This is a genomic window from Vibrio sp. V19_P1S1T109 (assembly GCF_002241375.1).
Lineage (GTDB): Bacteria > Pseudomonadota > Gammaproteobacteria > Enterobacterales > Vibrionaceae > Vibrio > Vibrio anguillarum.
Window position 1 is genome coordinate 1 of record NZ_NDIM01000173.1, and the last position, 14,401, is coordinate 14,401.

A 14,401-nucleotide genomic window follows, 5' to 3' on the forward strand; every position below is an offset into this window, starting at 1 on the left:
CCCCAGTCCATCTTTAATTTTTACCGATTGTTTTAGCCAAAAAATAGAAATTAACATCGTAAAAAAGATCTCAATTTGGCCTAAAGTTTTTACATAAGGTACGGTTTGAAGAGACATTGCACTGAACCAACCAATAGAACCAAGACAGCTACTTGTGCTGGTTAATAGCGTCAGCTTAGGTCTTATCCATAATTGTTTTAATGAGTTGTTGTCGGTCACCATTAGGTAAATTAGCAGTAATAAAGTCTGCAGTGAAATGACCAACAATAATACCCAAGCAGCACTGTGTGGAAAGGGTAAGCCAAGTGCTAAACTGGCTTCACGTACCCACAATGAAGTGAGCGCAAAGGCACTACCACAACTTAATCCCAGTAAAACAGTTGGCATTGAAAGCTGCTTAACATTGCCGTGCGTGCTCATCAAAAATACACCAATGCCACCAACGATGACGCCAATCCAGCCCAAGCCTGTCAAATGAGTCCCAAAAAAAATCATTCCTAAAATAGCGGCAACTAAGGCTTCGCTTTTGGCTAGCCCAGCACCTACAGCATAGTTATTTAATTTAAAAAGCTTAACCATGAGCGCAGTCGCGACGATTTGCATCAATGACGCGCCGATAATGAAAGCGATAAAGGTCAATGACAATGTAGGTAATTTCGCGGGTATGAAATGATACAAAGTGATGAGATAGAGAGTCGCGATAGGGCCAGCCCAAAGAAAGCGGGCAAGGGTAACACCAGTAGTACTGACCTCAGTTGCTAAGCGACTTTGGAATGCATTGCGCCAAGATTGCATGAACGCGGCCAGAAGAGTGAATAAGATCCAAGTCATGGAAGTCCATTTTGAGTGACAAGAAAGAGGCCATGCTATGAGATGCAGAGATATTGGGCAAGCGGAATATAAAAAGGGCTGCGAATGCAGCCCTTTAATGGTATTTAAACTCGGTTCAGAGATTAATACTGTGGTTTAGTCATTGCCGCACCAGCTTGACTTTGCGCTGACTGGCTGCCTGCTGCACGAGTTGCAATTCGTTCAGCATGGAAAGGTGCTGATACGATTTCAATCTCTTTGAGCAACAAAGAGCCTGAGGCTTTGGTCATCGGAGAGAATGCATGCGCTTTGATTGTTTGAGGTAATACGGCTTCAGGTGCCTTAGTTACTGCTTCAACCTTCAATGCTGGTACTTTCTCTGTCGTGGCTTTTTCTTCGACAACGAGCTCAATAGAGGTAGTCTTTTCAATAACAACTTCTGCGATTACTGGCTCCGAAATAACGGCTTCTACAGTGACCGATTCTGTGACTGAAACCGATTCTGTTACCACTGTCGATGGTACTTGAGGTTCAATAACGTCCTGCAAAGAGACTGTAACAGGTTCTTCAACGACGCTCTGGTTCTCTTCGTGGCGAATAATGACCTTACCCATTGCCATTTCAGGGAAAGCAAAACCACCTAACGTTATCTCGGTATTGTTATCTACGACATCTGCCACTTGTTGAACAGGTTCAACCGCTGCGACTTGCTCTGTTACTGGTGCTTGATACACAGGTTTAGACAGGTCATAGCGAGGCATCACTTTACCCATTGCCATCTCAGGAGAGGCAACCCCACCTTTGCGTAAACGGAATGGGTTAGGGCGACGATCACGACCACGGCGTCGACGTTGACCACTGGCTCGTAAATGACGAGGGGAGCGGCGATTGCGACGTTGATTTTGATCGTCATTCTCATTGTCGTCGTTTGGTGTAACGACCGATGTCTCAACAGATTGTGCTGTTTCAGCTTTTACGGCTTCAATAACCTCTGCTGCCGGGGTTGTATTGATCAACATTTCAGCTTCTGGTTGTTCTTGAGCGATTGTCTGATCTTTTACACGAACTTGTTTGTTTAACTTACGGCGTTGACGGCGTTCTTTGACTTTTGCCGTTTTCTCTTCCGTTTTATCTTCATTCGCTGTCAAGGTAACGGCTTGCGCTTCAGCCGCAAGTTGTAGCCCTTGCTCCGCTAACTTTTCAGATTTGCTGTCATCACGCTTGTTGCGGCGCTCTTGTTTTGGCTTGCGAGCTTGTGTCTTACGAGGCTCGTTGGTAGCAACAATTTCTTTGTCTTGTGTTTCTTCAACAAGAGCAGAGGTATTGACAGGTTTACGTTTGTTTCTGTCACGGTTTGCGTTGTCGCGATTAACATTTTCACCGCGTCCGTTACGACGACGTTGGTCATTTCGATCACGACGCTGGCGTGGTGCTTGGCTACGTTCGTTTTCTTGTTTTTGTTGCTCTTCCTCAGTTTTCACCTCTTCCGTGGTGGTTGAGAAGATGCTACCAAGAGCTTTAACGATGCGGCCAAATAGACCTGGTTTGCCTGGTTCAACAGCGATCTCTTTGACTGGAACCGCTACTTCTGCTTTAGGTGTTGGAGCTGGAATAGTTTGTGCTGGAGCAGCAAACCCTTTCAACGCTGGTTCTTCAATGCGTTTTGGTTTGAAATCGATATCTGAGCTTTCTTTACCTTCTGCTTCTTTCAGTGCTTCTAGTTTCATTGGCACTAAGTAAGAGAGTATTTCTTGCTCTTCCCCTTCACGGACACGGATCACTTCAAAATGAGGCGTTTCCATTTCAGAGTTAGGGACAATGGTGATCTCGACTTCTTGAATGCGTTCAATATGATTGATTGAGCGACGTTTTTCATTGAGTAGATAAGATGCAATAGGAACGGGAACCACCGCCATAACTTGAGCGGTATTATCTTTTAGTGCTTCTTCTTCAATGAGACGTAAAACAGAGAGCGCAAGAGATTCATTATCACGAACCACTCCGGTACCAGAGCAGCGTGGGCAGATATGGTGACTTGCTTCGGCAAGTGATGGGCTCAAGCGCTGACGCGACATTTCTAACAAGCCAAAACGTGAAATTCGGCCAATTTGTACGCGAGCACGATCTAGGCGTACGGCATCGCGTAAACGGTTTTCTACTTCACGTTGGTGACGAACAGGAGTCATATCGATGAAATCGATAACCACTAATCCGCCCAAATCGCGCAGACGTAATTGGCGAGCAATTTCATCGGCTGCTTCTAAGTTGGTGTTAAGCGCCGTCTCTTCAATATCGCCGCCTTTTGTTGCACGAGCAGAGTTGATATCAATTGAGGTCAATGCTTCGGTTGGGTCGATAACAATAGAGCCACCAGAAGGCAAACGCACTTCACGCTGGAAAGCCGATTCGATTTGGCTTTCAATTTGGTAATGGCTAAATAGGGGTACTTCACCGTCGTATTTTTTTACACGACTCACGAAATCAGGACGCACCAAACGAATGTGCTCAAGGGCACGTTCATAAATTGTGTTGCTATCAATTAGAATTTCACCAATGTCACGACGCAGATAATCACGAATTGCGCGTACAATGACGTTGCTCTCTTGGTGAATAAGTAGCGGTGCAGGACGCAAATCGGAAGCCTGTTTGATTGCGCTCCAGTGATTGAGCAAAACGTTTAAGTCCCACTCTAGCTCTTCCGCACTTTTGCCCACACCTGCAGTGCGAACGATAAGGCCCATGCCTTGAGGAAGCTCTAAACTGCTCAATGCGGTTTTTAATTCGGTACGCTCATCGCCTTCGATACGGCGTGAAATACCACCGGCACGAGGATTGTTTGGCATAAGAACTAGGTAGCTACCAGCAAGAGAAATGAAAGTGGTCAACGCAGCGCCTTTGCTGCCTCGCTCTTCCTTTTCAACTTGGACAATAACTTCTTGGCCTTCTTTAAGCGCTTCTTTGATGTTTGGACGGCCTTGGTAAGTGTAGCCATCAGGGAAATATTCGCGGGCAATTTCTTTGAGAGGAAGGAAACCGTGACGTTCAGCGCCGTAATCAACAAATGCAGCTTCTAAACTCGGTTCAACACGGGTGATACGTCCTTTATAGATGTTCGCCTTTTTAGATTCATGTCCTGGACTTTCGATGTCTAGATCAAAAAGTCGTTGGCCATCAACCAGCGCGACACGCAACTCTTCTTTTTGAGTTGCGTTAATTAGCATTCTTTTCATTTAAAAATCTCGTTATCTTTCTTTAGTTTTGATTATTGGACTTGTTGCTGGGTTTCGTTTTCACGGTGCCAGATCCCATGACTAAAAGGTGCAGCCTCCCGGCTGGAGGGGATGCTCTAGGGCACTTCAGTTATCGCACGCACACGATTGCCTGCGATCCGCGTATTGGCGGAAAATACTCAACATGAAATGACGATGAGTAGAGCAACAAGATAGCTTCGCTCAATAGTGTCTTACGCCATGTGCAGCACATTGACGCTTAGCAGTCTACTCACTATTTTGCTCAAAAATGGACGGTAAAGAATAAAAAATCACCGAATCATTCATTGCAGCTGTGAACTATAGCAGTGACAGGTAAACACAGCAATCTGCTTTGTTATGAACAGGTCAAAAAAATGAGAATAGGTCTAAAAGTTAGATGGCTAATTTAATGTTTATCAAAGAGTTTTAGTTGTTAAAGTAAGAATTGTAATGGGTAATATTTAATTTTATCCACAGTCACATTTCAATTGGTGTAATTCTCGCCAATTTGCCATTAAACAGCAGATGAAAATATTCTTTTTTGTGGCGAAGAAAATGTGAATTTAAACAATTTACAGTGGTACAATGGCGCCCATGAGTGAAATTAGAACCCAAGTCCAGCTCATCGATATCGATGAAGATATGGCTGGTCAACGCATTGACAATTTTTTGCGTAACCAATTAAAAAACGTTCCCAAAAGTATGGTTTACCGAATCCTGCGCAAAGGAGAGGTTCGTGTAAATAAAAAACGCATCAAAGCAGAATATAAGTTATCGGCTGGTGATGTGGTGAGAATACCACCAGTGACTCTCGAACAGTCGGATCAAGAGATCAACACACCCAATACCAAATTGAGTAAAGTCGCTGAGCTAGAACACTGCATTATTTTTGAGGATGAGCACTTACTTATTCTGAATAAACCTTCCGGTACGGCTGTTCATGGTGGGAGTGGTTTGAAATTTGGCGCAATTGAAGCGCTACGTGCATTGCGCCCAGAAGCTCGCTTTTTGGAATTGGTGCACCGTATCGATCGCGATACGTCGGGCATTTTATTAGTGGCTAAAAAACGTTCCGCGTTGCGCCATCTCCAAGCCCAGTTTAGAGAAAAAACGATTCAAAAATATTACTTTGCTTTAGTTATGGGGCAATGGAAAAGCAGCTGTAAAGTCGTGAATGCGCCACTATTGAAAAATGAAGTGAACAGCATTGTGCGAGTCAATCCAAACGGTAAAGCATCGGAAACGCGCTTTAAGATCCTTGAACAGTTTGCACAAGCAACTTTGGTGCAAGCCAGTCCGATCACTGGCCGTACTCATCAGATCCGCGTTCATACTCAGTATACAGGGCACCCGATTGCGTGGGATGATCGTTATGGTGACCGCCGTTTTGACGCATATACCGCACAGTTTGGCATTGACCGATTATTCTTACACGCGGCCAATATTCGTTTTATTCACCCTTCGACAGAGGCGTTAATGGACATTAATGCACCACTCGGTACTCAACTAGAGCAAGCATTAGTCAAATTGAGAAACGCTTAAGGCCAGCTTTCATTCGCTAACGAGTAGCAACATAGTAGAAACATAAAGTAATGGTCGAAGTCATGGTATAAAAGTGAGCGCAGATCAAGGCGCTCACTGTTAATCATTATCCTAAAACGGTAATGCCTTGAGACTCAAGCATTGAGACTAGCTTAATTAATGGTAACCCAACCAAACTATTAGGGTCATCACCTTCTAAACGTTCAAAAAGTGCAATGCCTAGGCCCTCACACATAAAGCTGCCTGCGCACTGTAGTGGCTGTTCTTTTGCCACGTAAGCCGTCACCATCTCGGTAGATAAAGAGCGAAAATGAACCGTGAAGGGTTCTATGGTGACCATGCATTGACCAGAGACTGAGTTGTAAACCGCAAGCCCAGTATAAAAAGTGATGGCTTTTCCACTTTGTCTGAGTAACTGCTTAATGGCTTGTTCTTGAGTATGAGGTTTGCCAATAATCTCACCGTCAATCACGCAAACTTGATCAGAACCGATGACTAAACTGGGTTGGTTTGGATGGTAAGATCTTGCTTTCGTTTCCGCTAAACGAGTCACCAGATCTTGTGCGGGCTCACCAGGCAACGGAGTTTCGTCGCAATTAGGCGAGCAGGTAACAAAAGGTAAATCCAGCTTTTTAAGTAATTGCTGCCGAAACGGCGAAGTAGATGCTAAAACTAGTTGGTAATTTTGCATTTTGATTTAGAATTGCTGCGAATTTTACCGCAGCATATATCAATCAGACATGCTGTACATAATTCTCTCAGTGGAAAGGGGAAAAAACGAACTTTTTTGCCTTTTTCTTTGACTAAAACCGATTTGGAAGATAATATTCGCGCCCTATGCAAAAGGTAAAAATACCGCGATCGATTGATCCGGCTAAAGCAGCTCAAAAACGACTTGATTGTGATGGTATCATCCAACTCAGTCTTTTTAAGCGTTTAGAAGAATCAGTCGCAGGCGTTAAACGCGACGCACAAGTCTCATTGTCATTTGGGCTTGATGAACAGCGACTAGTTGTTATCTCTGGTAAAGCTAACATCTCTGTCGATTTAGAGTGTCAACGCTGTAACAAGGTTTTCGCACATGAGTGCGAAGTCCAGTTCAAGTATACTCCTTACTTGGGGAGTAAAACGGATGAAGACGCACCGGAAGAGTACGATTTGGTAGATCCGAATGAGTACGGTGAGATCGACCTTGTACAATTAGTTGAAGACGAGTTCATCATTAACTTGCCACAAGTAGCAATGCACGATAGAGCGGAATGTAGCGTTAATTCAGACAATTTAGTATTTGGTGAACTTCCAGAAGAACTAGCGGAAGAAAAGCCGAATCCATTTGATGTTTTAAAAAACTTAAAACGATAATTCGTTATAGGTTAAGACAAAGGAGTAGGGTCAATGGCCGTACAAAAGAGCAAAAAATCACGCGCACGTCGTGGCATGCGTCGTTCACATGATGCGCTAACTACATCTGCACTATCTGTAGATGCGACTTCAGGTGAAACTCACCTACGTCACAACATGACTGCTGACGGTTATTACCGTGGCAAAAAGGTTATCAGCAAGTAAGGTTGACCTTTGCAATATTTAACCGTTGCACTTGATGCAATGGGCGGGGATTTCGGTCCTCGCGTAACAGTGCCTGCCGCCGTGCAGGCACTGTCGCATTTCCCAGAGCTCAAAGTGATCCTCGTTGGTGATCAAGTATTGATCACACATCAATTATCTCAATTAGGTTATGAACTTAATACTCGCTTGAGTATTTTGCACAGTGACCGCGTTATTTCTAACTCCGAAAAACCTTCTCTGGCCTTACGCAATAGTGCTGGAAGTTCAATGGGCATCGCAATTGACCTAGTTTCTGATAGCCGTGCTGATGCTTGTGTCAGTGGTGGTAATACAGGTGCGCTCATGGCGTTATCTCGTTTTCGTCTGAAATTGCTGCCCGGCATTGATCGTCCTGCATTAGTTTCAGCGTTGCCGACGGCTTCAGGTCAACGCACTTGGATGCTGGATTTGGGTGCGAACGTATCAAGTGATGCAGATTCTCTGTTTCAATTTGCTGTCATGGGGAGTGCGCTAGCCGAACAGCATTTAGGCCGCTCTGCAAAAGTTGCCATCCTTAATATTGGTGCGGAAGAGATTAAAGGGAATGATTTAGTGAAGCGTTGCGCTGAAATGCTGAATCAAACTCAGGCCGTCAACTATATCGGCTATATCGAAGGTAATCAGTTGTTGGATGATGTCGCTGATGTGATTGTTTGCGATGGTTTCGTCGGTAATGTTTGCCTGAAAGCATGTGAAGGCACAGCACAACTCTTTATTGATAAGTTAAAAAGCCAACTTTTGGGCTCATCCATAAAGGGTTGGATTGCACGAAAACTGTTTTCTTCATTATTTACTGAACTAAAAACATTGAACCCCGACCAGTATAACGGCGCAAGTTTGTTAGGATTGCGCGGCATTGTCATAAAAAGTCATGGAAGTGCTGATGTACTCGCCGTCGTGAATGCGATTTCCGAAGCGGTACACGAGGTCAAACGACAAGTCCCCAGCCGTATAAGCGATCGTTTGGAAGCGGTTTTACTCGAGAGGCATTATTAGTCTTCATGTATAGCAAAATTTTAGGTACTGGCAGCTACTTGCCATCTCAGGTGCGTACCAACGCAGATTTAGAGAAAATGGTAGAGACAAGCGATGAGTGGATTATTGCCCGTACTGGTATTCGTGAGCGCCGCATTTGCGCGGAGAATGAAACCGTTGCGGATATGGCTTTCTATGCAGCGCAAAATGCCATTCAAATGGCCGGCATTGATAAAAACGATATTGATCTGATTATTGTTGCAACAACCAGCAGTAGCCATGCATTTCCTTCGGCAGCATGTCAGGTGCAAGGTAAGCTTGGCATCAAAGGATGTCCCGCTTTTGATTTAGCGGCGGCTTGTTCGGGTTTTGTCTATGGATTATCGATTGCAGATCAACACATCAAATCGGGTATGTGTAAAAACATTCTTGTCATTGGTGCTGATGCCTTGTCTAAAACCTGCGATCCAACAGACCGCTCGACAATCATTTTATTTGGTGATGGCGCAGGCGCCGTCATTATTGGTGCAAGTGAAGAGCCAGGAATTTTGTCGACTCATATCTATTCTGATGGTGAGTTTGGCGAGCTCTTGAGTTTACCTGTTCCAGAGCGTGGTGGTGATGCGGATAAATGGCTCTATATGGCGGGTAATGAAGTCTTTAAAGTGGCAGTGACGCAACTCTCTAAGCTTGTTAAAGATACGCTTGCTGCCAATAACATGCACAAATCAGAATTAGATTGGTTAGTGCCTCATCAAGCTAACTATCGCATTATTTCCGCGACCGCGAAAAAACTATCGATGTCACTTGACCAAGTCGTAATAACGCTTGATCGCCATGGTAATACGTCTGCCGCTACCGTCCCAACCGCGCTCGATGAAGCCGTGCGAGATGGTCGAATTCAACGTGGTCAAACGTTATTGCTTGAAGCCTTCGGTGGTGGTTTTACTTGGGGCTCGGCACTCGTTAAGTTTTAAGCGGATAGATTTTTATTTTAAGGGGTTGGTTCAACCTCTTGTTTTTACTTAAGGAAACAAACAATGAGCAAGTTTGCTATCGTATTTCCAGGTCAAGGCTCGCAATCAGTTGGTATGCTTGCGGAACTTGGTCAGCAGTATGATGTCATTCAACAGACATTTGCCGAAGCTTCTGAAGTGCTGGGTTATGATTTATGGGCATTGGTACAAAATGGCCCAGTAGAAGATCTTAACCAAACCTCTCGTACTCAACCGGCATTACTCGCTTCTTCTGTTGCCCTTTGGCGGCTATGGCAAAGCCTAGGTTTAGAGCAGCCAGCCTTGTTTGCTGGCCATAGCTTGGGTGAGTATTCCGCACTGGTGTGTGCTGGTGTAGTTGACTTTAAGCAAGCCATCAAATTAGTAGAGCTGCGCGGTCAGTTAATGCAAGAAGCCGTTCCGGCAGGCGTAGGTGCGATGTCGGCTATTATCGGTCTTGATGATGAGCTGATAGCAAAAGCGTGTGAAGAAGCTGCTCAAGGTGAAGTGGTTTCACCAGTTAACTTTAACTCGCCAGGCCAAGTTGTCATCGCAGGCAACAAAGATGCAGTTGAACGTGCGGGTCAGTTATGCAAAGAGGCCGGAGCAAAGCGCGCGCTGCCATTGCCAGTTTCTGTTCCTTCTCACTGTGCTTTAATGAAGCCAGCAGCAGACAAGTTAGCGGTTGCATTACAATCGATTGAATTTAATGCACCACAAATTCCGGTTATCAACAATGTGGATGTAATAGCAGAAATTGATCCGGCCAAAATTAAAGATGCGTTAGTTCGTCAACTATACAGTCCTGTTCGTTGGACAGAATGTGTGCAGTTGATGAATGAGCAAGGCATAGAAAAGCTGCTTGAAGTTGGCCCAGGCAAAGTTTTGACAGGCCTGACTAAGCGCATTATTAAATCGCTTGAATCAGCAGCAGTGAATGACATTGCTTCACTTGATGCCGTTAAGTAATCAAAGGAAAGAATAGATGATGAACCTAGAAGGCAAAATTGCTCTCGTGACTGGCGCAAGCCGTGGTATTGGCCGAGCGATCGCTGAATTATTAGTTGAACGCGGTGCAACAGTGATCGGCACGGCTACTAGCGAAAGCGGTGCAGCGGCAATCAGTGAATATCTTGGTAATAATGGTAAAGGCCTAGCGCTGAACGTGACGGATGTGGAATCTATCGCAGCGACGCTGAAAACCATCAATGACGAGTTTGGCGTGATCGATATTCTTGTGAATAACGCCGGGATTACTCGTGATAATCTATTAATGCGCATGAAAGATGATGAATGGTCAGATATTATTGATACTAATTTAACGTCTATCTTCCGTTTATCGAAAGCGGTGCTACGTGGCATGATGAAAAAGCGCAATGGTCGCATCATCAATGTGGGCTCTGTGGTCGGTACTATGGGTAACGCTGGTCAAACCAACTACGCAGCGGCAAAAGCGGGCGTAATTGGCTTTACTAAGTCTATGGCTCGCGAAGTTGCATCTCGTGGTGTGACGGTTAACACAGTTGCGCCAGGTTTTATCGAAACAGATATGACAAAAGCGCTGAATGATGACCAACGTACTGCTACACTAGCCCAAGTGCCAGCTGGCCGCTTAGGCGATCCACGCGAAATTGCGTCGGCAGTGGTATTTTTAGCTTCTCCAGAGGCTGCCTACATTACGGGTGAAACTTTGCACGTAAATGGCGGGATGTACATGGTATAAGTTGGTTTTTGAACGTTATTGATGAAATAAAGGCTTTGCTATTGTCAACAACGTGTAAAACTTGCTAACTATATGCGCAACATTTGTGCATGATTTAAGTCAAAAATGGTCTTAATTTCGGTTAAAATCGGTAAAATTGTGGTTTGACCAGCAATGACCCACTTGCAACTTTCCCTAGTTAGAATAAACTACGGAACCATCGCATTAGGCGAAATCTGTAAAGGAAAAGAAAACATGAGCAACATCGAAGAACGCGTAAAGAAAATCATTGTTGAACAGCTAGGTGTAGACGAAGCAGAAGTAAAGAATGAAGCTTCTTTCGTAGAAGATCTAGGTGCTGATTCTCTAGATACAGTTGAGCTAGTAATGGCTCTAGAAGAAGAATTCGATACTGAAATTCCAGATGAAGAAGCTGAGAAGATCACTACTGTTCAAGCTGCAATCGACTACGTAAACAGCGCTCAGTAATATCTCTCCCCAGGCGGCCCTCTGGCCGCCTGAGTTTTTCTAACTCTTCTATACCTCTCATAGAACTTTTCAACTCCGGAGAATATGATCGTGTCCAAGCGTCGTGTCGTTGTCACTGGCATGGGTATGTTGTCACCGGTAGGCAACACTGTAGAATCTTCTTGGAAAGCCCTGCTAGCTGGTCAAAGCGGTATCGTTAATATCGAACATTTTGATACCACCAATTTTTCAACTCGTTTTGCAGGTCTAGTCAAAGACTTTAACTGCGAAGAGTATATGTCTAAAAAAGATGCCCGTAAGATGGATCTCTTTATCCAGTACGGTATTGCGGCGGGTATCCAAGCACTTAATGATTCTGGTATCACAGTAACTCCAGAAAATGCCCCAAGAATCGGTGTTGCTATCGGCTCTGGTATTGGTGGTCTTGACTTGATTGAAACTGGCCATCATGCCTTGGTAGAAAAAGGCCCACGTAAAGTGAGCCCGTTCTTTGTACCCTCAACGATTGTCAACATGGTTTCAGGCAACTTGTCTATCATGCGTGGTCTTCGTGGTCCAAATATCGCTATTTCTACCGCATGCACAACAGGTTTACATAACATTGGCCATGCGGCACGTATGATTGCATACGGTGATGCCGATGCGATGGTGGCGGGTGGTGCAGAAAAAGCATCGACACCACTTGGCATGGCGGGTTTTGGCGCAGCAAAAGCATTGTCTACGCGTAATGATGAACCGCAAAAAGCGTCTCGTCCTTGGGACAAGGGCCGTGATGGCTTTGTTCTAGGCGATGGTGCGGGCGTTATGGTTCTTGAAGAATATGAACATGCTAAAGCACGCGGTGCGAAGATTTATGCTGAGTTAGTTGGCTTTGGTATGTCTGGTGATGCTTATCACATGACTTCACCAAGCGAAGACGGTTCAGGCGGTGCGTTAGCGATGGAAGCCGCGATGCGTGATGCGGGCGTAACAGGTACTCAAATCGGGTACGTCAACGCTCATGGTACTTCGACTCCAGCTGGTGATGTTGCGGAAATTAAAGGTGTTAAGCGCGCTTTAGGTGAAGAAGGTTCGAAACAAGTTCTTGTCTCTTCTACTAAATCGATGACTGGTCATTTGCTAGGCGCGGCTGGTTCTGTTGAAGCCATTATCACCGTTATGTCATTAGTTGACCAAATTGTTCCACCAACCATTAACCTTGATGATCCAGAAGAAGGTTTAGGCATTGATCTTGTTCCACACACTGCCCGCAAAGTGGAAGGTATGGAATATGCTATCTGTAACTCTTTTGGTTTTGGTGGTACAAACGGCTCGTTGATTTTCAAAAAAATCTAATGATTGTGGTTGTGACACTTGAGTTTGAACGGCTTGATGCTTAGCATTGAGCCGTTTCTTTTTGTGGGGTAAGCACGATGTTTTGGGTAAATGGACAACCTAGTGACACTCTATCTCTTACTGATCGCTCTTTTCAGTATGGGGATGGTTGCTTTACAACGATTCTCGTTTGCGCTGGTGAGCTTCAATATTGGGATATGCACGTTGAACGCATGGAATCTTGTTTGCGGTGTTTAGCTATTCCCGCCCCTGATTGGCGGCAAGTTGAACATTGGCTCTCAACGATCGTTCCTAGTACCGCAAAATCCGGTGTGAAAATTCATATTAGCCGCGGACAAGGTGGTCGGGGTTATAGCCCTGCTAACGTTGGCGATTCTCTAGTCACTATCAGTACCTTTGAGTATCCAGCCCATTATGGTCAGTGGATAGCCGATGGTATCGAGCTTGGTGTATGCCAACAGCGGATGGGACTCTCGCCATTATTGGCGGGTCACAAACATAACAATCGACTAGAACAAGTTTTATTGAAGTCAGAGATGGATGCAAAAGGGTACGCTGACGGCATCGCGCTAGACATCAATGAGCATGTCATAGAAACTACGGTTGCAAATATTTTTTGGGTGTCAGGGGATAGGTTATGTACGCCAAGCTTAGACAATGCAGGCGTAGCTGGGGTTATTCGTCGTGTATTATTGGCGGCGGCTACCGATCTCAAGGTTGAGGTGAGAGCATTCTCATTAGAAGAGTTATTGTCGGCAGATGAAGTGTTTATTACTAACTCCTTATTAGGCGTTGCTCCTGTCACGGCAATTGCAGATACGATTTTCCCTATTGGTAAAGTAACACGCTATTTTCAGGAGCGTTTTAACTCGTGATTAATCGAATTCTCGTTGTATTACTACTGATCATTATCGCCGTTGGAGCTATATATTTCTACATTGAGCGACAGGTAGATGCTTATTTAGAACAGCCTCTATCGCTTCCTTCATCGCAAGTTGTGACCATAAAATCAGGTACGAGCCTTAATGGCGTATTAACGCTATTGAATGAGAAAAAATGGATAACGGATTTTTCGATGTACAAGTTAGTGCGACGTCTGCATCCTGAAATAACCAAAATTAAGGCGGGAACTTACCAAGTACAGCCCGGAGATCGATTGATCGATCTCTTAAGTGACGTGATATCCGGTAAAGAGCATCAGTTCTCTATTACCTTTGTCGAAGGGAGCCGCTTTAATGAGTGGCGAGCTCTGCTTGCACAAACCGAAGGCGTGACAAACACGATAGCTGATTTGGCAGAAGCCGACATTGCCCAAAAATTAGGCATTGAGCAGCAAAAGCTTGAAGGACTGTTTCTGGCGGAGACTTATCATTTCCCTTTTGGAACGACCGATTTTGAGATCCTAAAAAGGGCCAATAGACGTCTTGAGAAAATACTCGATCAACATTGGGCCAATCGCCAGCCAAATCTGCCAATTAAAACGCCTTATGAAGCGTTGATTTTGGCGTCAATTATTGAAAAGGAAACGGCTATTGCTTCAGAGCGAGGGCGCATTGCCTCCGTTTTTGTCAATCGACTCAATAAACGGATGCGGCTGCAGACAGATCCTACGGTCATTTACGGGCTTGGCGATGCCTACGATGGCAATCTTCGTAAAAAAGACTTAAGAACACCGACGCCATTTAATACTTATACTA

Annotated in this window: 14 protein-coding genes; 11 read left to right on the forward strand and 3 right to left on the reverse strand. The window is 44.8% G+C overall.

The window, feature by feature from the left end:
- Together B9J87_RS08155 and rne are read right to left on the reverse strand one after the other, a co-directional pair.
- A partial coding sequence (locus B9J87_RS08155; RefSeq protein WP_141201556.1) for a DMT family transporter occupies window positions 1-831 on the reverse strand: 831 nt, incomplete at its 3' end.
- 122 nt (window positions 832-953) lie between these two features.
- Window positions 954-4,040 (reverse strand): ribonuclease E, encoded by a 3,087-nt coding sequence (rne, locus tag B9J87_RS08160; RefSeq protein WP_094150131.1) that lies wholly within the window; start codon window positions 4,038-4,040, stop codon window positions 954-956.
- Between the two features lie 615 nt (window positions 4,041-4,655).
- Between rne and rluC the strand changes: the two genes are divergently transcribed.
- A complete protein-coding gene (gene rluC / locus B9J87_RS08165; RefSeq protein WP_094150138.1) occupies window positions 4,656-5,603 on the forward strand; it encodes a 23S rRNA pseudouridine(955/2504/2580) synthase RluC in 948 nt (315 codons plus the stop codon).
- Window positions 5,604-5,709: 106 nt separating this feature from the next.
- Here rluC and B9J87_RS08170 read toward each other — a convergent pair whose 3' ends face one another.
- Window positions 5,710-6,294 carry a Maf family protein gene (locus B9J87_RS08170; RefSeq protein ID WP_013856402.1) on the reverse strand — a complete coding sequence of 195 codons (585 nt, stop codon included), beginning with the start codon at window positions 6,292-6,294 and terminating at the stop codon, window positions 5,710-5,712.
- 146 nt (window positions 6,295-6,440) lie between these two features.
- On the opposite strand from B9J87_RS08170, the gene yceD reads away from it, so the two are divergent.
- The 10 genes from yceD to mltG all read left to right on the forward strand — a co-directional run.
- A complete protein-coding gene (gene yceD, locus B9J87_RS08175; protein WP_010319120.1) occupies window positions 6,441-6,965 on the forward strand; it encodes a 23S rRNA accumulation protein YceD in 525 nt (174 codons plus the stop codon).
- A 33-nt stretch (window positions 6,966-6,998) separates the two neighbouring features.
- Complete coding sequence (gene rpmF, locus B9J87_RS08180) at window positions 6,999-7,169, forward strand: 50S ribosomal protein L32 (protein WP_010319119.1); 171 nt, start codon at window positions 6,999-7,001, stop codon at window positions 7,167-7,169.
- 9 nt (window positions 7,170-7,178) lie between these two features.
- Window positions 7,179-8,204, forward strand: a complete 1,026-nt coding sequence (gene plsX / locus B9J87_RS08185) for a phosphate acyltransferase PlsX (RefSeq protein ID WP_017042562.1) — start codon at window positions 7,179-7,181, stop codon at window positions 8,202-8,204.
- Between the two features lie 5 nt (window positions 8,205-8,209).
- Window positions 8,210-9,160, forward strand: a complete 951-nt coding sequence (locus B9J87_RS08190; RefSeq protein WP_010319117.1) for a beta-ketoacyl-ACP synthase III — start codon at window positions 8,210-8,212, stop codon at window positions 9,158-9,160.
- Window positions 9,161-9,223: 63 nt separating this feature from the next.
- Entirely contained in the window at window positions 9,224-10,147 is a 924-nt protein-coding gene (gene fabD, locus B9J87_RS08195) for an ACP S-malonyltransferase (protein ID WP_094150132.1), read from the forward strand.
- 19 nt (window positions 10,148-10,166) lie between these two features.
- Window positions 10,167-10,901 (forward strand): 3-oxoacyl-ACP reductase FabG, encoded by a 735-nt coding sequence (fabG, locus tag B9J87_RS08200; RefSeq protein ID WP_026027249.1) that lies wholly within the window; start codon window positions 10,167-10,169, stop codon window positions 10,899-10,901.
- Between the two features lie 234 nt (window positions 10,902-11,135).
- Window positions 11,136-11,369 carry an acyl carrier protein gene (acpP, locus tag B9J87_RS08205; RefSeq protein ID WP_014204679.1) on the forward strand — a complete coding sequence of 78 codons (234 nt, stop codon included), beginning with the start codon at window positions 11,136-11,138 and terminating at the stop codon, window positions 11,367-11,369.
- A gap of 90 nt (window positions 11,370-11,459) precedes the next feature.
- A complete protein-coding gene (gene fabF, locus B9J87_RS08210; protein WP_026028275.1) occupies window positions 11,460-12,704 on the forward strand; it encodes a beta-ketoacyl-ACP synthase II in 1,245 nt (414 codons plus the stop codon).
- 77 nt (window positions 12,705-12,781) lie between these two features.
- Window positions 12,782-13,579 (forward strand): aminodeoxychorismate lyase, encoded by a 798-nt coding sequence (gene pabC, locus B9J87_RS08215; RefSeq protein WP_094150134.1) that lies wholly within the window; start codon window positions 12,782-12,784, stop codon window positions 13,577-13,579.
- The coding region (mltG, locus tag B9J87_RS08220; protein ID WP_094150136.1) for an endolytic transglycosylase MltG at window positions 13,576-14,401 on the forward strand (826 nt) is incomplete at its 3' end. The genes pabC and mltG, both read left to right, overlap by 4 nt.